This window comes from Streptomyces sp. JK94, from assembly GCF_053613315.1.
On the sequence record NZ_JBSICH010000019.1, the window covers coordinates 200,033 to 219,322 of the forward strand.

The 19,290-nt window shown below is 72.7% G+C and carries 16 protein-coding genes; 9 read left to right on the forward strand and 7 right to left on the reverse strand.

All coding sequences use genetic code 11. The features are described 5' to 3' along the window. The first annotated feature begins 53 nt into the window (after positions 1–53). Positions 54–1,187, forward strand: coding sequence for a methyltransferase (locus ACVV2G_RS19070; RefSeq protein ID WP_453843965.1), 1,134 nt, complete (start codon positions 54–56; stop codon positions 1,185–1,187). A 209-nt stretch (positions 1,188–1,396) separates the two neighbouring features. Here the strand turns inward: ACVV2G_RS19070 and ACVV2G_RS19075 are convergent, their stop codons facing one another. Together ACVV2G_RS19075 and ACVV2G_RS19080 are read right to left on the reverse strand one after the other, a co-directional pair. Next, entirely contained in the window at positions 1,397–2,257 is an 861-nt protein-coding gene (locus tag ACVV2G_RS19075; RefSeq protein ID WP_453843921.1) for a class II fructose-bisphosphate aldolase, read from the reverse strand. A 46-nt stretch (positions 2,258–2,303) separates the two neighbouring features. Beyond that, on the reverse strand, positions 2,304–3,185 hold the full coding sequence (locus ACVV2G_RS19080) for an SIS domain-containing protein (RefSeq protein ID WP_453843922.1): 882 nt from the start codon (positions 3,183–3,185) through the stop codon (positions 2,304–2,306). Between the two features lie 208 nt (positions 3,186–3,393). Here ACVV2G_RS19080 and ACVV2G_RS19085 point away from each other — a divergent pair, with 208 nt between their 5' ends. Then, a complete protein-coding gene (locus ACVV2G_RS19085; RefSeq protein ID WP_453843923.1) occupies positions 3,394–4,173 on the forward strand; it encodes a DeoR/GlpR family DNA-binding transcription regulator in 780 nt (259 codons plus the stop codon). Positions 4,174–4,230: 57 nt separating this feature from the next. Here ACVV2G_RS19085 and ACVV2G_RS19090 read toward each other — a convergent pair whose 3' ends face one another. Beyond that, the gene (locus ACVV2G_RS19090; RefSeq protein WP_453843924.1) at positions 4,231–5,199 is read right to left on the reverse strand and encodes a hypothetical protein; all 969 of its coding nucleotides are present in this window, start codon (positions 5,197–5,199) and stop codon (positions 4,231–4,233) included. A 425-nt stretch (positions 5,200–5,624) separates the two neighbouring features. Between ACVV2G_RS19090 and ACVV2G_RS19095 the strand changes: the two genes are divergently transcribed. Continuing rightward, a complete protein-coding gene (locus ACVV2G_RS19095) occupies positions 5,625–6,290 on the forward strand; it encodes a phosphatase PAP2 family protein (RefSeq protein ID WP_453843925.1) in 666 nt (221 codons plus the stop codon). A gap of 25 nt (positions 6,291–6,315) precedes the next feature. On the opposite strand, the gene ACVV2G_RS19100 is transcribed toward ACVV2G_RS19095, so the two are convergent. From ACVV2G_RS19100 to ACVV2G_RS19110, 3 genes are all read right to left on the reverse strand, one after another. After that, complete coding sequence (locus tag ACVV2G_RS19100; RefSeq protein ID WP_453843926.1) at positions 6,316–6,768, reverse strand: phospholipase; 453 nt, start codon at positions 6,766–6,768, stop codon at positions 6,316–6,318. A gap of 388 nt (positions 6,769–7,156) precedes the next feature. Beyond that, entirely contained in the window at positions 7,157–8,086 is a 930-nt protein-coding gene (locus ACVV2G_RS19105; RefSeq protein WP_453843927.1) for a DUF6807 domain-containing protein, read from the reverse strand. Beyond that, positions 8,083–9,198, reverse strand: a complete 1,116-nt coding sequence (locus tag ACVV2G_RS19110) for a Gfo/Idh/MocA family protein (RefSeq protein ID WP_453843928.1) — start codon at positions 9,196–9,198, stop codon at positions 8,083–8,085. Before ACVV2G_RS19110 ends, ACVV2G_RS19105 begins: the two co-directional genes overlap by 4 nt. Positions 9,199–9,760: 562 nt before the next feature. Here ACVV2G_RS19110 and ACVV2G_RS19115 point away from each other — a divergent pair. Continuing rightward, on the forward strand, positions 9,761–10,825 hold the full coding sequence (locus ACVV2G_RS19115; RefSeq protein WP_453843929.1) for an ABC-2 transporter permease: 1,065 nt from the start codon (positions 9,761–9,763) through the stop codon (positions 10,823–10,825). Between the two features lie 163 nt (positions 10,826–10,988). Continuing rightward, positions 10,989–12,191, forward strand: coding sequence for a cysteine desulfurase-like protein (locus ACVV2G_RS19120; protein WP_453843930.1), 1,203 nt, complete (start codon positions 10,989–10,991; stop codon positions 12,189–12,191). 29 nt (positions 12,192–12,220) lie between these two features. On the opposite strand, the gene yicI is transcribed toward ACVV2G_RS19120, so the two are convergent. Beyond that, positions 12,221–14,491, reverse strand: coding sequence for an alpha-xylosidase (gene yicI / locus ACVV2G_RS19125; RefSeq protein ID WP_453843931.1), 2,271 nt, complete (start codon positions 14,489–14,491; stop codon positions 12,221–12,223). Between the two features lie 310 nt (positions 14,492–14,801). Here yicI and ACVV2G_RS19130 point away from each other — a divergent pair, with 310 nt between their 5' ends. The 4 genes from ACVV2G_RS19130 to ACVV2G_RS19145 are packed head-to-tail and all read left to right on the forward strand — an operon-like array spanning position 14,802 to position 19,272. Beyond that, on the forward strand, positions 14,802–16,061 hold the full coding sequence (locus tag ACVV2G_RS19130) for an ABC transporter substrate-binding protein (protein ID WP_453843932.1): 1,260 nt from the start codon (positions 14,802–14,804) through the stop codon (positions 16,059–16,061). A 12-nt stretch (positions 16,062–16,073) separates the two neighbouring features. Then, on the forward strand, positions 16,074–17,027 hold the full coding sequence (locus ACVV2G_RS19135; RefSeq protein ID WP_453843933.1) for a carbohydrate ABC transporter permease: 954 nt from the start codon (positions 16,074–16,076) through the stop codon (positions 17,025–17,027). Between the two features lie 6 nt (positions 17,028–17,033). Then, positions 17,034–17,861 (forward strand): carbohydrate ABC transporter permease, encoded by an 828-nt coding sequence (locus ACVV2G_RS19140; protein ID WP_453843934.1) that lies wholly within the window; start codon positions 17,034–17,036, stop codon positions 17,859–17,861. Between the two features lie 31 nt (positions 17,862–17,892). Next, positions 17,893–19,272, forward strand: a complete 1,380-nt coding sequence (locus ACVV2G_RS19145; protein ID WP_453843935.1) for a GH1 family beta-glucosidase — start codon at positions 17,893–17,895, stop codon at positions 19,270–19,272. Positions 19,273–19,290 lie beyond the last annotated feature (18 nt).

The following is a 19,290-nucleotide window of genomic DNA, read 5'->3' on the forward strand; positions in this document are numbered from 1 at the left end:
CTGAGCTGCGGCTCGGCTAGCCTGGAGGCACGATGAACGACCGCAGCGACCGTATGACCACGCCATGGGGCGAACACGTCCTCACCCGCTTCCCCGAGGACCCCCGGGACCGGCTCCGCGCCTGGGACGCCTCCGACGAGTACCTCCTCGGGCACCTCGCGGAGCAGGAGGTCCCGCTGTCCGGCACGGTCGTGGTGGCCGGCGACCGCTGGGGCGCGCTGGTGACGGCGCTGGCGGCGCACCGGCCGGTGCAGATCACCGACTCCCACCTCACCCGGGAGGCGACCCGCGCCAACCTGGAACGGAGCGGTGTCGAGCCGGGCTCCGCGCGTCTGCTGACCACCCAGGACCCACCGCCGGACCGCGTCGACGTGCTGCTGGTGCGGGTACCGAAGAGCCTGGCGCTGCTGGAGGACCAGTTGCTGCGGCTGGCGCCCGCGCTGCACGAGGGCACGGTCGTCGTCGGCACCGGGATGGTCAAGGAGATCCACACCTCGACGCTCAGGCTGTTCGAGCGGATCGTCGGGCCGACCCGGACCTCGCTGGCCGAGAAGAAGGCCCGGCTCATCTTCTCCACGCCCGACCTCGCGCTGAAGCGGCCCGCCAATCCCTGGCCGCTCAGCTACCGGCTTCCCGACGACGTCGGTCCGCTCGCCGGCCGGAGCGTGGTCAACCACGCCGGCGTCTTCTGCGCCGACCGACTCGACGTCGGCACCCGCTTCTTCCTCCGGCACCTGCCGGACGCCGGCGCGCGGCGGGTGGTGGACCTGGGCTGCGGCAACGGTGTGGTGGGGACGGCGGTGGCGCTGGCCGACCCCGGGGCCGAGGTGCTGTTCACCGACGAGTCCTTCCAGGCCGTGGCCTCGGCGGAGGCGACGTACAGGACGAACGGGGCCGGAGGGCGGGCCGAGTTCCGGGTCGGCGACGGGCTGGAGGGGGTGCCGGACCGCAGTGTCGACCTGGTACTCAACAACCCGCCCTTCCACTCCCACCAGGCGACGACCGACGCCACCGCGTGGCGGATGTTCACCGGGGCGCGGCGGGTGCTGCGCCCCGGCGGTGAGCTGTGGGTGGTCGGCAACCGGCACCTTGGCTACCACGTCAAGCTGCGCAGGCTGTTCGGCAACAGCCGTCTGGTGGCGAGTGACCGGAAGTTCGTGGTGCTGAAGGCCGTCGTCACGCGGTAGGTCGTCCGAAGGTGCGTCGTCACGACGAAGCCGGGGCATGCAGGTCGTCACCGCCATCAGCCGCCGGGCCGCGGGCCGGTCACGACGTGAGTCGCCGGGTGCGGGACGTCACTGCGGGATTCGCCGGGTGCGGGACGTCACGAGGCGAGTCGCCGGGTGCGGGACGTCACGAGGCGAGTCGCCGGATGTGGGCGTCGGGCCGGGGTGGGTCAGGGGGTGGGGCGGGCCACCACCTGGATGAGCGAGGCCACCGTCCGCACCATGGCCTCCCGGCCGGCGGCGAGGTAGCCGCGCGAGTCGGCCGCGTCGGGGCGGGCGGCCAGGTACTCCCTGATCGCGCCGGTCAGGGCGAGGTTCAGGGCGGTGCCGATGTTGACCTTGGAGATGCCGCCCGCGACCGCCGCCGTGAGTTCACCGTCCGGGACTCCGGAGGAGCCGTGCAGGACGAGCGGCACGTCCAGCGCGCCGGAGAGTTCCTTGAGCAGGTCGTGGTCGAGGGTGGCGGTGCGCGTGGTCATGGCGTGGGAGGTGCCGACGGCGACGGCCAGGGCGTCCACGCCGGAGTCGGCGACGAAGGCGCGCGCCTCGACGGGGTCGGTACGGGCTCCCGGCGCGTGGGCGCCGAGCGGTACGGCGCCGTTCTTGCCGCCGACCTCCCCCAACTCCGCCTCGATCCACAGCCCCTGGGCGTGTGCCCAGTCGGCGGCGGCCCGGGTCACCGCGAGGTTCTCCGCGTACGGCAGCCTGGAGGCGTCGTACATCACGGAGCTGAACCCCGCGTCCGGGGCCCGGCGCAGCAGGCTGTCGCTCCGGACGTGGTCGAGGTGCAGGGCGACGGGCACGGCGGCGCCCTCGGCGGCGGCGACGGCCGCGCGGGCCAGCGGCGGCAGGCGGCCGTAGCGGTACTTCACGGTGTTCTCGCTGACCTGGAGGACCACGGGGGTGTGCACGGACTCGGCGCCCGCGACGACTGCCTCGATGTGCTCCAGGGTGATGACGTTGAAGGCGGTGACGGCGGAGCGCGCGGCTGCGGCGCGGCCGACCAGGTCGCCGGTGGTGGCGAGGGGCACGGTCTCTCCCTTCCCTCGTGTCGGGGCGCGGGTGTCGGGGCGGGCGTCAGGGGGCGAGGATCACCGAGCGGGTGAGGTGGCGGGGCCGGTCGGGGTCGAGGCCCCGGGCGGCGGCCACGACGACGGCGAGCCGCTGGGCGCGGACCAGTTCGGCGAGCGGATCGAGGTCCCCCGGTACCCACAGCGCGCCGGTGTCCCGGACCTGGCCGGCCAGTCCGTCGGGTGCTTCGCCGAACATCCAGGTCGCCGTGCCGGCGGTGCTGATGCTGATGGGGCCGTGCCGGTACTCCGTCGCCGGGTACGCCTCGGTCCAGGAGAGGGAGGCCTCACGCATCTTCAGGCCCGCCTCGTTGGCCAGTCCGACGGTCCAGCCCCGGCCGAGGAAGGTGAACTGGGTGCTCTCGACGAGCCCTTCGGGAAGCCCGGCCGCGAGGGCGGTGCGGGCGTCGGCGACGACCGCGTCGGTGTGCAGCCCCAGGTGGGCGCGGAACAGGGTGAGGGCGGTGGTCGCGAAGCGGGTCTGCACGATGGAGCGTTCGTCGGCGAAGTCGAGGACCACCACCTCGTCGGCGGTGGTCATGACGGGGGTGTCCGGGTCCGCGGTGAGCGCGACGGTGCGGGTGCGGCCCCGGAGCGCGGCGAGCAGTTCCAGCACCTCGGTGGTGGTCCCGGAGCGGGTCAGGGCGACGACGCGATCGTACGCGCGGCCCCGTGGGAACTCGGAGGCGGCGAAGGCGTCCGTCTCGCCCAGGCCCGCGTCCTCGCGCAGCGCCGCCGCCGCCTGGGCCATGAAGTACGAGGTGCCGCAGCCGACGACCGCGACCCGCTCGCCCTCCGCCGGGAGCGCCGCGCGGTGCCGGTCCGCCTGTTCGGCGGCGCGTGTCCAGCACTCGGGCTGGCTGTTGAGCTCGTCCTCGACGTACGTCATGCCGCACACTCCCCGCTCACCGAGCCGTGCCCGTCGGCCCGCCGGACCCTGGATCCGTCGATCCGTCGCTGCCCGGACCCGGGCCCCCGCCGATCGGCCGGTCTGTTCGTTCCTGCAAGATATAGCCGCCTTCCGAGCACGATCAAGCAATCTGCGGGAGGAATACGGTGCGTTAGGGTCGGCGGGAGATCGAGGAACGGAGGCGCGGATGTCGCGCGACGCCCGCTGGAAGGCGCTGCTGGAGCTGCTCGTCGAGCGCGGCCGGCTGGACGTCGAGGAGGCGGCGACCGAGCTGGAGGTCTCGGCCGCGACGATCCGCCGTGACTTCGACCGGCTCGCCGAGCAGCAGATGCTCGGGCGCACGCGCGGGGGTGCGGTCGTGCACGGGGTGTCGTACGAACTGCCGCTGCGCTACAAGACGGCCCGCCGGGCCCCGGAGAAGCAGCGCATCGCGCAGGCGGTCGCCGCCCTGGTGGCGCCCGGCGAGGCGGTGGGACTGACCGGGGGCACCACCACCACCGAGGTGGCGCGCGCCCTGGCCGTACGAGCCGACCTGACCTCCGGCACACCCGCGTTGACCGTGGTCACCAACGCGCTCAACATCGCCAACGAGCTGGCCGTCCGGCCGCAGTTCAAGATCGTGGTGACCGGCGGGGTGGCCCGGGCGCAGTCGTACGAGCTGGTCGGGCCACTCGCGGACGGGGTGCTGGGCCAGGTGACGGTCGACGTGGCGGTCCTCGGTGTCGTCGCCTTCGACGTGGCACACGGCGCCGCGGCCCACGACGAGGCGGAGGCCGCGATCAACCGGTTGCTGTGCGAGCGTGCCGAGCGCGTGGTCGTGGCCGCCGACTCCAGCAAGCTGGGCCGGCGGGCGTTCGCCCGGATCTGCGCGGCCGAGTCGGTGGACACCCTGGTCACGGACGGTGCGGCCGATCCGGACGCGGTACGGCGGTTCGAGGAGACGGGGGTCCGGGTCGTCATGGCCTAGGGGCCCGCGCGGTTCGGGCCGCCCGGTGCTCCCGGCGGCCGTGGACGGCTGCGGCCGTCAGTGCCCGTGACCGTCGGAGTGCTCTGCCGGAGCGCTGGGAGCGGGTGCGGCGGGGTGCTGTGCGCTCGGTGCCGCTCCGGCCCGCACGGTGAACGCCGCGGTGTGGACCTTGCCCTGGTGCCGGAAGTCCAGGAAGAGGCGGTAGGCGCCCTCACTGGGCGCGGTGGCCGTGAAGGAGATCTGCGGGCCGGGCTTCGTGGTGCCGTCGCCGGGTTCACCGTTCGGGTGGACGTGCAGGTAGGCGAGATCGCCGGCCCGCAGGGCAACCAGGTGGCCGTAGGCGCCGAGGTAGGGCTGCAGGTTCGTGACGGGTTCGCCGTCGCGGGTGACGTGCAGTTTCAGTTCGCTCGCCCTGCCGGGGCGCAGGGTTCCGGCGAGCCGGACCTGGTAGCCGTCGGTCCGGGCGGTCGCGTCCGGGGCCGGCAGGCGTGCGGGTTCGTAACGGCCGGAAGCGGCGAGGTCGGCACCGAGGGTGAGGTTCCCGGCGCCCCTCTTCGCCGGGGTGAAGTCGGCGAAGACGCGGTAGCCGCCCGCGCCGGGCAGGTCGACGGGGGTGCTCCAGGTGCCGTCGGCGGCGCGGGTGGGGTGCAGGTGGCGGTAGGTGGCCAGGTCGCGTGAGGCGATGACGAGGTGGAGTTCCTTGTCGTGCTCGCGCTGGTACGCGGTGACCGCCTGGCCGCTGCCGTCACGGACGGTGAAGCGCAGCTCGGTGCGCCGGCCGGCGGTGACGTGCGGGGTCGCGAGGTCCAGGCGGTAGCCGTTCTCGGAGATCTGCAGTCCGCCGGGCGACGTGCTCCCCTGTCCGCCGCCCTCCTCCGGGTCCGGCGACGGCCGGCCGTGCTCGCCGTGGGCTGCGGGCGGGTCGTCGGCGACACCCTGGTCCATCCCCCTGCCCACGCCGTAGGCGGTGCCGAAGGTGGCCGCCAGTGCGGCGGCGAACGCGGTGACCCTCAGTCCGGTGTGCATGACGGTCCTCCCCCTCTCGCTCCCGGGCTTACCGCTCGCACGGAGACCTCTTTCTGCACTTCAGCATACCCCTGGGGGGTAGTAAGTCAAGGCGCTCCGACGGGTTGCGCCGTTACCCTGCGGGGGTGTGCATGACGGCGGCCGGAGACACCCCTGCCCGTATGGGCCCCGCCGCTCGGAGGAAGCCCTGTCCTCGCTCGTCACCACGTCGGCCGCCCCGCCCGTCACCACCACCCACGCCGTCGCCGGGGTGAGCCGCGGTCACTGCGGCGCGTCATTCACCGGGCCCCCGGGACGGTTCGCGGATGCCCCGGACGGCCCCCGCCGGCGCGCCCCGGGGCCGGTGACGGGCCAGGCTGGTACGCCGACGGGCCACGGCACCCTCGGGCAGGACGCCGGGCCCTCGACCCGCGGAGCAGGAGCCCATGACCGAACCGACCAACGCCGACGGCGACACGCGCGGCCCGCTCGCGCCGGACCGCGGACCGCCTCGTGCGCGTCGGCGGACGTTCGCCGCCGTGCTCGGCGATCTGCGCGCCGTGGACGGCGCCCTGTACGGTGCGGTGGCCGCCACGTCGACGCCCACGCTCGACCGAGCGCTGCGCCGGCTGTCCCACGCCGCCGACCACGCGAAGGTCTCGCTCGGGATCGCGGGGGCGCTCGCCCTGGGCGGTGCACGGCCGCGCCGGGCGGCCCTCGTCGGGGTGGGGGCGGTCGCCGTGGCGTCGGTCTCCGCGAACCTGCTGGGCAAGCGGCTGGTGCGCAGGGCGAGGCCGGACCGGGAGGCGGCGCGGGTGACGGTGGACCGGCATGTGCCCATGCCCGCGTCGGCGTCGTTCCCGTCCGGGCACACGGCCTCGGCGGTCGCGTTCGCCACGGCGGTCGGCGTGATCCTGCCCGTGGCCGCCGTCCCGCTCGGAGCGTTGGCGGGCGCCGTCGGCTACTCCCGGGTCCACACCGGTGTGCACTATCCCGGTGACGTGGCCGCGGGCGCCGTCCTGGGCATCGCCAGTGCGGCCGTCGCGCTCGCGGTCGCGGCGGCCGCCCCGGCGGCGGGCCCGCGGCCGGTCCGCCCGCCGGCCGCGGCGTAGCCCTCCGTACCCGTTCGGCGGTGCGTCAGCCGAAGGCCCGGACGGCCTGGTAGTAGGTCCACGCCGTGCTGTCGCAGGCGGTCTTGGTGGCTCCGCCGTAGCGGGCGCAGACACGCTTGAGGTCCTCGTAGAAGGCGCTGTCGAGGCGGGTCTTGTTGGCACTGAAGGCGCCCGCGGCCTTGTAGTTGCGGTAGCCGAAGTCGTGCCGTGCGCAGGAGGTGCTGAAAGGGAAACCGAACGGATTGTCCGGCGAGGTGGAGCAGTAGTCGGTGGTCCAGTCGAAGCCGTAGGCGGCCCAGGCGGACTGGTTCGCCCGCGCGGCGGTCCAGGTGTTGTAGCTCGACGCGCTGGTCTGGGTCCAGCTCGCGAGCACCTGCGACTTGTCGGCGGGAGCGGCGTCGGCGGTCGCGGCGGTGGCGAAGACGGTGGTCACGGCCATGGCCGAGGCGGCGAGTCCGGTGGCGAGTCTACGGTGCATCCCACACCTCCAGGAGGTTGCGGCCCGCCCCTCGGGCCGCAGGTTCATGTCAAAATGATGCGCAGTTCGGCCGCCCCTGCACACATCCGTCGGCCCAATGCTCCGTCAACTCTTGTGCGGGGCAGGGGAACGGGATGTGAACGTCCGCCGCTCACGGCCCCCTGCCGCTCAACGGGCCTGTGCCCGACGCACGTCGGCCCTCCTGAGCGCCGACGCCCGCAAACGCGGCACCAGGACGCCGGCGACGACACCGTCCGGGAGCCGGTGCGCGGCCGTCGCCACGGCGAGCAGCAGCAGGCAGAGATCGGGCCGTGGCCGGTCCGACGCTCAGTACGTCGGTGAACGGGGGCGTGGGCGGACCGGACGCCTCACCGGACTCCGGAGCCGCTCACCACGGCAGCCCCTTGAGGTACGCGCCGACCCGGTCTGCGTCCCAGGCGCCGTCGGCGACCACGATGCGGTACCGGTAGGCGAAGGACTCGTCCGGCGGCAACCGGAACTCCTCGAAGAACGCCCAGGAAAAGGCCACGGTCGGGAACGGCTCGGTGCGCACGAACCAGTGCGAGGGGTGGACCGCGCTCTCCTCGTCGAGGTTCTCCGGCGCGTGGGCGAAGACGAGCGTGGAGTGGGCGTCGACGTCGTCGTGCTCGGCGGTGAAGGCGAGCCAGGGGCCCTGGGTGCCCATCAGCCCGGCGGCCTCCGCATCGGTGCCCGGCGCGAAGGCGGTTCCGCCGGTGAAGTCGCGGGGGCCGCGCCACTGGAGCCCGGTGTAGCCGGCCATCTCCCGGCCCGCGGTGGTCGGTGAGCCGAACACCAGTGGCTCGCCGCGGGTGTTCGTCAGGCGGATCGACCAGTCCAGGACCCAGGCACCGGCCTCCTCGTCGACCGAGTGGAGGGTCAGACCGCGCTCCTCGCGGGCCCATTCGGCGCCGCCGTTCTCGAGCCAGGTGAGGTGCTCGGTGACGGCGAGCCGGTCGTCCCGGGCCGTGAGGACCGGGAAGCCGTCGTGCCGCATCGAGCCGATCCGCTCGGGCAGTGGCAGGTAGCCCTCGCCGTGGACGTAGCAGTTGCCGCCCCAGAAGTTCTGGCCGGAGAGGTGGCTGGCCGTCATCTGCAAACCCTTGTGCCAGCGGTGGTCGCTGGGACGGTACCCGGTGACCGTGCGCCCGGCGAGGGTGCGCACCGGGTGGGCGTAGGGCTTGCGGGACTCGAAGGCCTCGGGGTCGGGGCGGTAGACGTAGCGGAGGATCTCGGTGCCGTTCCCCGCGGTGACCGCCACGTGGTCGCCGTGGGTGTGGGTGACGCGCAGGGTGCTCACGCGCGCTCCCCGGGGGCCCAGTCGGGGTGGCCGCCGTGCATGGCCGCGTGGAAGGGGTCGCCGGGCGCGATCTCACCCGCGAGGACCGGGTTTCCGGTGAACGCCGCCTTGTAGAGGGCGGCGGCGAACTCCAGTGTGGCGCGGGCGTCCGGACCGCTGCCGGGCGGCCGCTCACCCGCGTCCCGGGCGTCGAGCACGGCACCGAGCTGCGCGGTGTGCGAGCTGGGCACGTCCGCCGCCGGGGTGCGCCAGGCGGCGGCGCGTTCGGGGGCGACGTGCCGGGCGGGGGTGTAGGTCCAGTCGTCGTTGCGGTGGCCGTACAGGTGGGTCAGCTCGACCGTGGCGTCGGCGCAGTCGACGCGGACGCGGCTCACCTCGTCCGGCGAGAGCACGCTGTTGACGACGGTGGCCAGGGCGCCGTTCGCGAAGCGCACCAGGGCCATGGAGACGTCCTCGCTCTCGGTGTCGTGGACCATGCGTGAGGCCATGGCCCGCACCTCCGCCCAGGGTCCGAGCAGGTGCAGCAGCAGGTCGTACTGGTGGATGCCGTGCCCCATGGTCGGGCCGCCGCCCTCGGTGGCCCAGCGTCCGCGCCACGGCACCGCGTAGTAGGCGGCGTCGCGGTGCCAGGTGGTCTGGCAGTGGGCGACCAGCGGGGCACCCAGCTCGCCGCCCGCGATCAGGTCCCGGGCGTGCGCGGCGCCGGAGCCGTACCGGTGCTGGAAGATCACGGAGGCGTAGGCGCCGGACGCCTCCTCGGCCGCCGCGACGTCGTCGTACTCGGCGAGGGACAGGCACAGCGGCTTCTCGCACAGCACCCAGGCGCCCGCCTTGAGCGCGGCCACCGTCTGCTCCCGGTGCAGGGACGGCGGCGTACCGATGAGGACCAGGTCGGGGCGTACGGCGTCCAGCATGGCGCCCATCGAGGTGTACCCGGCGACGTCCCCGCCCGCCTCGGCCCGGAAGGCGTCGAGCCGGGCCCCGTCCACGTCCACGGCGGCCACCAGTTCCGTCCGGTCGGCGTGGGCTCTCAGGGCGGACAGGTGGCTGCCGGTGACGATGGCACCGGTACCGACCACGGCGACTCGGCGGCGGACGGGACGTGCGGACATGCGGTCCTCCTCGGACGCCGGCGCACGACAGGGCACGCGCGCGCCGATAGAAAGCGCTTGCTCCGTGGCAGACCATAGGCGCGGGGCCAATGCCTGGACAACCCCCCGGCCTGTACGGATGCGGCAGGCGGCAGGCGGCAGGCGGCAGGCGGCAGGCGGACCCTCGCACCGGCCGACCGCCGAAGTGACCGACCGGCAGAGGGGCCGACCGCAGAGAGGGCCGGCACCGGCCGGATCGCGCCAGCGCTCCCAGGAGTCCTCTGGAGTCCTCTGGAGTCCTCTGAAGCCCCATGGACCCCTTGGAGTCCTCTGGGCCTTCCGAAACGTCGCCCGAAGGGGGGCAGACGTGAGCGGTCCGAAGCCGTCGTCCGTGGAGCACCGGCTCCCCGGCTACCCTCCCCGGTCGCACGAGCAGGGCCGCGCCGGCCGGCAGTCCGGCACCGTGAGGCAGGTTCCCGTGGCGCCGGCCACGGAGCCCGGTGGGGCAGCGTCACGCTCCGCACACCCCCGGGTGAGGGCGCTCTTGATGCCCTTTCACCGGGGCTGTGGAAGCGTCCGGGTCATGGCCCACATGTCCCACGGCGCCCATGCCCAGCCTCCACGGCGCGGGCAGTGGTGGTCCACGTTCCGGCAGTCGCCGTTCTGGCCGGCCACCGTGCTGGTCCTCATCCTCGCGGCGGCGGCAGGTCTCTTCGCGGGTTCGTACACGTACTCGATGGCGGATCCGACGCCGCACTCGCTCCCCACGGCCGTGGTCGGCTCCTACGAGGACGCCCGCGGCCGGGCGTTCCTGGACGGCCTGGAGAAGGCGCTGAACGCCTCGGTGCAGGTGCATGCCTACGACAGCACGGCCGAGGCCCGTGAGGCGATCCAGGACCAGGAGGTCTTCGGCATCTTCGAGCTCCGCGACGACGGACGGACCGCCGTGCTCGACCTGTCCAGCGCCTCGGGTGCCTCGGTCGCCGAGGTGCTCGCCGACACGGCACCGGCCGTCGGGGAGAAGACCGGCGTCCGGGTCACCGTCCGGGACGTCAACCCCTTGCAGGAGGGCGACCCGCGCGGACTGGCGATCTTCTACATCTCGCTGGCCGCGGTGATCATCGGCTTCGTCGGGGCCATCCAGCTCAGCGTGCACGCACGCTCCCTGACCCCCCTCGAACGCATCCTCTTCACGGCCGCCTACGCCCTGCTCGGCGGGTTCGCCATCGCCGCGACGGTGGACTGGCTGCTCGACGCGCTCGACCTGCCGTTCGTCGAGTCGTGGCTGATCCTGGCGCTCACCCTGTTCGCGTCCGGCATGGTCTTCACCATGTTCAACACCCTGGTCGGACGCTGGGCGATGCTGCCCACCTGGGGGCTGATGGTGCTGCTCGGCAATCCCTCGTCCGGCGGCGCGGTGTCCTGGCCGCTGCTGCCGTCGCCGCTCGGGGCGATCGGCCAGTGGCTGCCGCCCGGGGCCTCGGTCAACGCACAGCACACGGCGGTGTACTTCCAGGGCCACCAGCACGCGTTCCCCTTCCTGGTGCTGGGCGGGTGGGCCCTGCTGTCCTGCGCGGTCTTCTGGATCTGGCGGCACCGCCACCCCGGCGGGCGGGACAAGCACCCGGCACACGCCGCGGCATCCTGACCCGTACGCCACACGCGCCCACCCGCGGCCGTCGCCGTCCGCGGCTGGTGCGGCGTCCGTGACTGCCCGCCGCCCGCAAGTGTTCCGCGTCCGCGGCTGTTCCGGCGTCCGGCCGGCTGCGATCATGAGGGGCCGGACCCCCCCGCCCTCGGTTGGAGCGCACATGGCCCTCGACGTCGCCGCGATCCGCGCGCACGTACCCGCCCTGAAGTCCGGCACCGCGCGGTTCGACGCACCGGGCGGCACGCAGACCCCCCAGCCGGTGATCGACGCGATCGCGGCGGCGCTGACCGCCCCGCTCGCCAACCGGGGGCGGAACACCGAGGGCGAGCGCAACGCGGACCGGATCGTCACCGAGGCCCGGTCCGCCCTGGCCGACCTCCTCGGCACCACGCCGGGGACGGTGGTCTTCGGGCGCAGCGCCACCCAGCTCGTCTACGACCTGTCGAGGACGCTGGCCAAGGGCTGGGGACCGGACGACGAGGTGGTCGTCACCCGGCTCGACCACGACGCGAACATCCGGCCGTGGGTGCAGGCCGCGGAGTCGGCGGGGGCGACCGTGCGGTGGGCAAACTTCGATCCGGCCACGGGTGAGCTGCGGCCCGAACACGTCGAGGCGGTACTGGGCCCGCGTACCAGGCTGGTCGCGGTCACCGCCGCGTCCAACCTGATCGGCACCATGCCCGACCTGCCGGCGCTCGCCTCCCTCGTGCACACGGCCGGGGCGCTGTTCCACGTCGACGCGGTGCACTACGCCTCGCACGCCCTGGTGGACCTGGCCGCGATCGGCGCGGACTCGCTGGTCTGCTCTCCCTACAAGTTCCTCGGGCCGCATCTGGGCGTGCTGACCGGCCGGGCGGAGCTGCTGGAGTCGCTCCGCCCGGACAAGCTGCTGCCGTCCGCCGACCGCGTGCCCGAGCGGTTCGAACTGGGCACCCTGCCCTACGAGTCGCTGGCCGGGGCCCGGGCGGCGGTGGACTTCCTCGCGGGCCTGGAGCCGGACGCGCGGGGCAGCCGCCGGGACCGGCTGGCCGCCTCCTTCGCGGCGCTGGAGGCCCACGAGGAGGCGCTGCGCGAGCGGATCGAGCGAGGGCTGGCGGACCTCGGCGGCATCACCGTGTACTCACGGGCCGCCCGGCGCACGCCGACCCTGCTGTTCACCGTGGCGGGCCTGGCCCCCGCCGACGTGTACCGGCGGTTGGCCGAGCAGGCGGTCGACGCGCCCGCCGGCTCCTTCTACGCGGTGGAGACCGCGCGCCGGCTGGGGCTCGGCGACGCGGGCGGTGTGCGGGTCGGGCTCGCGCCGTACAGCAGCGCGGACGACGTGGACCGGCTCCTGACGGCGCTGGCCGCCCTCACCCGCTGAGGGCCGGGCCGGCGCCCCGCCGACGGGCCTCACCCCAGGGGCACGCTCACCTCGCCCGAGCCCTCGGCGCTCGCGCCGCCCGCGACGCGCACGGTGAACGGCCGGTCGGTACCGCTCGCGGTGACCCGCAGGACGTTGCCGTCACGCCGTACCCGGAAGGTCGCGGCCGGCGTGCCCAGCAGGTCGGGCACGGTGGCCTCGGCCGTCCAGTCGCGCCCGGCGGGCGGGTGGAGCAACAGGACCGGGGCGTCCAGCCAGTCCCCGTCGGGTCGCCGTTCGTCGGAGGCCAGCGGCAGGACGGCGCCCTCACGGACGTACAGCGGCAGGCTGTCGTAGCCGTGCCGTTCGGTGCGCCAGGCCGGGCCGGTGACGCGCTCGCCGGACAGCAGATGTGTCCAGGTGCCCTCGGGCAGGTAGACCTCGACCTCCCCGTCCTCGGTGAAGACCGGGGCGACCAGGAGGTCGGGACCGAGCATGTACTGCCGGTCCAGCATCCGGCAGCCCGGGTCGTGCGGGTACTCCAGGACCATCGGCCGCATCATCGGCACGCCGGTGCGGTGCGCCTCGGCGGCGACGCCGTAGAGGTAGGGCATCAGGCGGTGCTTCAGGAGGGTGAAGCGGCGGGCGACGTCGACCGCCTCCTCGCCGAACTCCCACGGCACCCGGTACGACGAGGAGCCGTGCAGCCGGCTGTGCGAGGAGAGCAGGCCGAAGGCCAGCCAGCGCTTGAAGACCGCCGGGTCGGGCGTGCCCTCGAAGCCGCCGATGTCGTGGCTCCAGAAGCCGAAGCCGCTCAGGGACAGGGACAGGCCGCCCCTGAGCGACTCGGACATCGCCTCGAAGGACGACCAGCAGTCGCCGCCCCAGTGCACGGGGTACTGCTGGCCGCCCGCGGTCGCGGAGCGGGCGAAGAGGACGGCCTCGCCCTGTCCGCGCTCCTTCTCGAGCAGTTCGAAGACGGTGCGGTTGAAGAGGTGGGTGTAGTAGTTGTGCATCCGCTCGGGGTCGGAGCCGTCGTGCCAGACCACGTCGGTGGGGATGCGCTCGCCGAAGTCGGTCTTGAAGCAGTCCACGCCCTGGTCGAGCAGCGGCTTGAGTTTCCCGGCGAACCAGTCGCGGGCCGCGGGGCTGGTGAAGTCGACCAGACCCATCCCGGCCTGCCACAGGTCCCACTGCCAGACGTCGCCGTCCGGCCGGCGCACCAGGTGGCCCAGAGCCGCGGCCTCGTCGAAGAGGGGGGACTTCTGGGCGATGTACGGGTTGATCCAGACGCTGACCTTCAGACCCCTGGCCTTGAGCCGGGCGAGCATGCCGTCCGGGTCGGGGAAGACGTCCGGGTCCCACCGGAAGTCGCACCACTGGTACTCGCGCATCCAGAAGCAGTCGAAGTGGAAGACGGACAGCGGAATGCCCCGCTCGGCCATGCCGTCGACGAACGAGGTCACCGTCTCCTCGTCGTAGGAGGTGGTGAAGGACGTGGTGAGCCACAGGCCGAAGGACCACGCGGGCGGCAGTGCGGGGCGACCGGTGAGGGCCGTGTAGCGGGTGAGGACGTCCTTCGGCGTGGGGCCGGCGACGACGTAGTACTCCAGCGTCTGGTCCTCGACGCTGAACTGCACCTGGCCGACGGACTCGGACCCGACCTCGAAGGAGACGGCGCCGGGATGGTTGACGAAGACGCCGTAGCCGCGCGAGGAGAGGTAGAAGGGGACGTTCTTGTAGGCCTGTTCGCTGCTGGTGCCGCCGTCGGCCTGCCACATGTCGACGACCTGGCCGTTCTTCACGAACGGGGTGAAGCGCTCGCCGAGGCCGTAGACCTGCTCGCCGACCCCGAGGGAGAGCCGGCTCAGCATGTGGTGGGCGCCGTCGCCGGTGGTGGCGAACGCGGTGCCCTTGGCGTTCGCCCGGGTCAGCTCGCGTCCGTCCGCGTCGTGGAAGGTGAGGCCGAAGGGCCCCTCGCGGTCCAGGCGGAGGGTCAGCGGGCCGCTGGTCAGCTCGGTGACCGCGCCGTCCGCACGCACCGCCCCCGCACCGTCCGCCGCGCCCGCGAGGGCGAAGTCGGGGCCCGGCCGGCGTTTGCCCGCGTGATGGGTGACGCGGACGCCGATGACGCCCTCGGCGGGAGAGAAGCACTCGACCGTGAGGAGCGGCGCGTTGAGCGTGTCCCCCCTCCGCGTCACCTTCTTCACGGCGGCATGGGCGGTGAAGCGCTTCGATTCGGGGCGCACATCGCGGACCTCGGTCGCGTACGCGAGATGCACACCCTCACGGATGAGCCAGAAGCCGTCGGTGAACTTCATGATCTTCCTCGGGTGGGACGGGAGCTGTCGGATGGGAGCGCGGGGGCCGCCTCACAGCGTTTTGATCGTACACAGAACAAAAGCGCCCGCCGAGCCCCTCGCGCCGACATTACCGCGTTGATCAGCAGTGATCACCGACAAGAACAGGTTCCTCACCCCGCGGATCGAAGAGACCGGGGCCACTTTCCTCTAGCGCGACAGCACGTCCGTGACGTATTAGTCATCACATCAAACAAAACGGTCCGGCAGGGAAGCCGGACGGTACGACAGCAAGGGCCGCACTGTGTCGAAGCGCTTCACCTCACTCGCCTTGACAGCTCATCCCCCTGCCACCGGGCGCCGGGGGCGGGGACCCTCACGCCGCGTGGTCGCCCCGCTCGCCGCCGTCTCCGTCCTGGTCGCCGGGGCGGCGCTGACCGGCTGCGGCCAGCAGCGTGACGCCGACGTGTACACCGTGCTGAACTCCTCGACCGACGAGTCGTACCACCGCTGGGACGCGGAGGCCATGGCCCGGTGCGGGAAGCGGCTGGGCGTCACCATCGAGCAGCAGAGCGTGCCGGCCTCGCAGGTGATGACGAAGGCGCTGCGCATGGCCTCGTCCAAGTCGCTCCCCGACGTCGTGCAGTTCGACGCGTCCGAGATGCCGACCTTCGCCGACGCGGGCGGCCTGGTCGATCTGCGGACCCTCGGGCTGAGCACCGACGACATCCCCGAGGGCATCGTCGACTTCGGCTCGTACGAGGGGACGTACTACGGCGCGGCCCGGTCGGTGAACACCCTCGCGCTCTTCTACAACAAGGACCTTCTCGACGAGGCGGGCGTCGAGGTGCCCGCCACCTGGGAGGAGCTGCGGGAGACCGCGCAGCAGCTCACCCGGGGCAAGCAGTACGGCCTGGCCCTGAGCGCGGGCGGCGCTGAGGACGGGGTCTTCCAGTTCATGCCGTTCATGTGGTCCAACGGCGGCGACGAGACCGACCTGGACGGCCCGCGGGTCGTCGAGGCCCTCGACTACTGGAAGGACCTGCTGAAGGACCGTTCGCTGTCGAAGTCGACGGTCAACTGGACGCAGGCGGACGTCAACGACCAGTTCATGGCCGGCAACGCGGCCATGATGATCAACGGGCCGTGGCAGGTGGAGACCCTCAACGCCGACGAGTCGCTGCACTGGGGCATCGCGCCGATCCCCGTGCCCGAGGCCGGTGACGACTCGGTGGGCCCCCTGGGAGGCGCCGTGCTCACCGTGCCGAACACCGGTGACGAGGCGCGGGAGAAGACGGCCGGGAAGATCGTCGCCTGCCTGTCCGGCGAGGAGGAGCAGCTGACCTACGCGCTCAACAGCTGGATGGTCCCGGCGAACGCCAAGGCCGCCGCCGTCTGGCGCGAGCGGGTGCCGGAACTGGACTCCCTCGCCGACCAGGTGGCCGTCGCACGGTCCCGGACGGCGCAGCTCGGCGCCGGCTGGTCGAGCGTGTCGCTCGCCCTGCAAAGCGCCTTCCAGTCCGCCCTGACCGGCCAGTCCAGCGAGACCGCCCTGAAGCGCGCCCAGCAGCGGGCCACGAGCGGGAACTGAGGTACGCGCCCCATGACCACGTCCACCGTCACCGCCCAGACGCCCGCGAAGGCGTCCCCGACGGCCACCGCGCCCGACCCGGCCGGGCTCAGGCGCCGGCGCCGGCTCGCCCAGTGGGGGTTCGTCGCCCCCGCCGTCGTCTTCATGCTGCTGTTCTTCGGCTACCCGCTCGTCCGCAACGTCCTGATGAGCTTCCAGGACTACACGCCGAAGACCTTCTTCACCGGTGAGGCGCCCTTCAACGGCACCGACAACTGGTCCCACGTGTTCCGGGACGCCCTGTTCGGCAAGGCGCTGTGGCACACGCTCGTCTTCACCGCGGGCTCGCTGCTCGGACAGTTCTGCATCGGCATGGCGCTCGCGGTGTTCTTCAGCCGCCGCTTCCCGCTGAACGGGGTGCTGCGCTCCCTGATCCTGCTGCCCTGGCTGGTGCCCATGGTGGTGTCCGGCATCGTCTGGCGGCGCATCCTCGACCAGGACACGGGCGTGCTCAACTCGTTCCTGGACACCTTCGGGGCCGGCGGTCACACACCGTGGCTGACCAGTCCGGAGATGGCCCTGCTGTCGGTGATCCTGGTCAACATCTGGATCGGCATCCCGTTCAACATGGTCATCCTCTACGGCGGCCTCCAGGAGATCCCGAAGGAACTGCACGAGGCGGCGGCCCTGGACGGCGCCTCGGCGTGGCGGACCTTCCGCTCGGTCACGTTGCCGGTGCTCAAGCCCGTCATCACGGTCGTGCTCGTGCTCGGCTTCATGTCGACGATCAAGATCCTCGACCTGATCCTCGCGCTCACCGACGGCGGCCCGGCCGACGCCACCCAGACACTGGGCACGCTCACCTACCAGAACTCGTTCGTGCAGCTGGACTTCGGCGCGGGCGCCGTCGTCGGCAACGTACTCATCCTGATCTCCGCCGTGTTCGCGGTGTTCTACCTGCGGGCCAACCGCACCGAGGGGAAGTGACCGACGATGGCCACCCACACGCCCACCGCGTCCCGGCGCCGCTGGGGCTCCACCGTCGCCGGTGTGCTCGTCCTCGCCGTGATGCTGTTCCCCCTGTACTGGATGCTCAACACCGCGCTCCAGCCCGAGGCGGGACTGCTCCAGGTCGACCCGGTGCCGGGCAGCCTGGACCTGTCCGGCTTCTCCAAGGCCGTCAGCGACCAGGGCGGCAACCTCCTGACCTCGCTGGCCGTCTCGCTCGGCGCGGTCGCCATCTGCCTGGCGATCTCGGCGCCGGCGGCGTACGGCCTCGCGCGGTTCGGGCTGCGCGGCTCGCGCACCATCGTGTTCGGCACGCTGATCACCCAGATGGTGCCGGGCATCGTCATCGCCAACGCGCTCTACAACTCGTACGTCGACCTGGGCCTGGTCAACTCCTACTTCGGCCTGATGCTGGCGGACGCCTCGCTGGGCATCCCGTTCTCCATCGTGCTGATGCGCTCCTTCATGGTGTCGATCCCGGGCGAGGTCGTCGAGGCCGCGCAGATCGACGGCGCCGGGCCGGTGCGGACGTTCACCCGGGTCGTGCTGCCGATGAGCCGCAACTCGCTCATCACCTCCGGGCTGTTCGCGTTCCTGTTCTCGTGGAGCGACTTCATGTTCGCGCTCACCCTGAACACCACCGACGACGTGAAGCCGATCACGCTGGGCATCTATCAGTACATCGGCGCGCACGTCGGTGACTGGGGCTCGGTGATGGCCGCGTCCGTGCTCTCCGCGGTGCCCGCGGCGATCCTGCTCGTCCTCGCCCAGAAGTACATCGCCGCCGGGATCACCGGCGGTTCCGTCAAGTGAACCCCGTGAACACGGAAGTGAGCCGCACAGCATGAGTGAGTACCCCAGCTTCCCGCCCGGTTTCGTCCTGGGTGCCGCGACCGCCTCGTACCAGATCGAGGGCGCGGCACGGGAGGACGGCCGCGGTCCGTCGATCTGGGACACCTACAGCCACACTCCCGGTCTGGTGGCGGACGGCGACACCGGTGACGTGGCCTGCGACCACTACCACCGCTACCGGGAGGACGTGGCGCTGCTGCGTGACCTGGGCGTGGACTCGTACCGCTTCTCGATCGCCTGGCCGCGCATCGTGCCGGAGGGCTCCGGCCCGGTGAACGCGAAGGGACTGGACTTCTACTCCCGCCTGGTCGACGAACTGCTCGCGGCGGGCATCGAGCCGGCGGCCACCCTCTACCACTGGGACCTGCCGCAGGCGCTCGAGGACCGGGGCGGCTGGCGGGTGCGGGAGACGGCGGAGCGGTTCGCCGAGTACACGGCCGTGGTCGCCGAGCACCTGGGCGACCGGGTGCCGCGCTGGATCACCCTCAACGAGCCGTGGTGCAGCTCCTTCCTCGGCTACTCCATCGGCCGGCACGCCCCCGGTGCGAAGGAGGGCCGGGGTGCGCTGGCCGCCGCCCACCACCTGCTGGTCGGGCACGGACTGGCCGTACAGGCGCTGCGCGCGGCCGGGGTGCGCGAGGTGGGCATCACGCTCAACCTGGACCGCAACCTGCCGGCCACCGACTCCCCCGCCGACCTGGCGGCCGTGGTCCGCGCGGACACCCAGCACAACCTGGTGTGGACCGAGCCGATCCTCGCGGGCCGCTACCCGGCCACCGAGGAGGAGACCTGGGGCGAGCTGATCACCGGGGCGGACTTCCGGCTCGACGGCGACCTGGAGCTGATCTCCCGGCCGCTGGACTTCCTGGGCGTCAACTACTACCGGCCCATCGTGGTCGCCGACGCGCCGCACCGCGAGAACGACCCGGCACTGCGCGTGGCGACCGACAACCGCTACGAGGAGGTGCGGCTCCCCGGCGTCCGGCACACGGCGATGGGCTGGCCGGTCGTCCCGGACAGCTTCACCGAGCTGCTGGTGCGGCTGAAGAAGCAGTACGGTGACGCGCTGCCGCCGATCCACATCACGGAGAACGGCTCGGCGGAGGACGACACGCCCGCCGCCGACGGCGCGGTGCACGACGCCGACCGCGTCGCCTACCTGCGCGACCACCTGTCCGCGCTGCGGGCGGCGATGGACGCGGGCGTGGACGTACGCGGGTACTACGTGTGGTCGCTGCTCGACAACTTCGAGTGGGCGTACGGCTACGACAAGCGGTTCGGCATCGTCCGGGTCGACTACGACACGCAGGAGCGCACGCCGAAGGACAGCTACCGCTGGTACCGGGAGATGATCGCCGCGAACCGGGGCTGATCCGCGGTGCGGGGGGCC

Excerpts from the sequence above, each read along its gene's own strand:
- ACVV2G_RS19115 (WP_453843929.1), top strand. The coding sequence starts at position 9,761 with ATGGCCCACATGTCCCACGGCGCCCATGCCCAGCCTCCACGGCGCGGG.
- ACVV2G_RS19070 (WP_453843965.1), top strand. The coding sequence starts at position 54 with ATGACCACGCCATGGGGCGAACACGTCCTCACCCGCTTCCCCGAGGAC.
- ACVV2G_RS19110 (WP_453843928.1), bottom strand. The coding sequence starts at position 9,198 with ATGTCCGCACGTCCCGTCCGCCGCCGAGTCGCCGTGGTCGGTACCGGT.
- ACVV2G_RS19080 (WP_453843922.1), bottom strand. The coding sequence starts at position 3,185 with ATGACGTACGTCGAGGACGAGCTCAACAGCCAGCCCGAGTGCTGGACA.
- ACVV2G_RS19085 (WP_453843923.1), top strand. The coding sequence starts at position 3,394 with ATGTCGCGCGACGCCCGCTGGAAGGCGCTGCTGGAGCTGCTCGTCGAG.
- yicI (WP_453843931.1), bottom strand. The coding sequence starts at position 14,491 with ATGAAGTTCACCGACGGCTTCTGGCTCATCCGTGAGGGTGTGCATCTC.
- ACVV2G_RS19140 (WP_453843934.1), top strand. The coding sequence starts at position 17,034 with ATGGCCACCCACACGCCCACCGCGTCCCGGCGCCGCTGGGGCTCCACC.
- ACVV2G_RS19095 (WP_453843925.1), top strand. The coding sequence starts at position 5,625 with ATGACCGAACCGACCAACGCCGACGGCGACACGCGCGGCCCGCTCGCG.
- ACVV2G_RS19135 (WP_453843933.1), top strand. The coding sequence starts at position 16,074 with ATGACCACGTCCACCGTCACCGCCCAGACGCCCGCGAAGGCGTCCCCG.
- ACVV2G_RS19090 (WP_453843924.1), bottom strand. The coding sequence starts at position 5,199 with ATGCACACCGGACTGAGGGTCACCGCGTTCGCCGCCGCACTGGCGGCC.
- ACVV2G_RS19100 (WP_453843926.1), bottom strand. The coding sequence starts at position 6,768 with ATGCACCGTAGACTCGCCACCGGACTCGCCGCCTCGGCCATGGCCGTG.
- ACVV2G_RS19120 (WP_453843930.1), top strand. The coding sequence starts at position 10,989 with ATGGCCCTCGACGTCGCCGCGATCCGCGCGCACGTACCCGCCCTGAAG.
- ACVV2G_RS19145 (WP_453843935.1), top strand. The coding sequence starts at position 17,893 with ATGAGTGAGTACCCCAGCTTCCCGCCCGGTTTCGTCCTGGGTGCCGCG.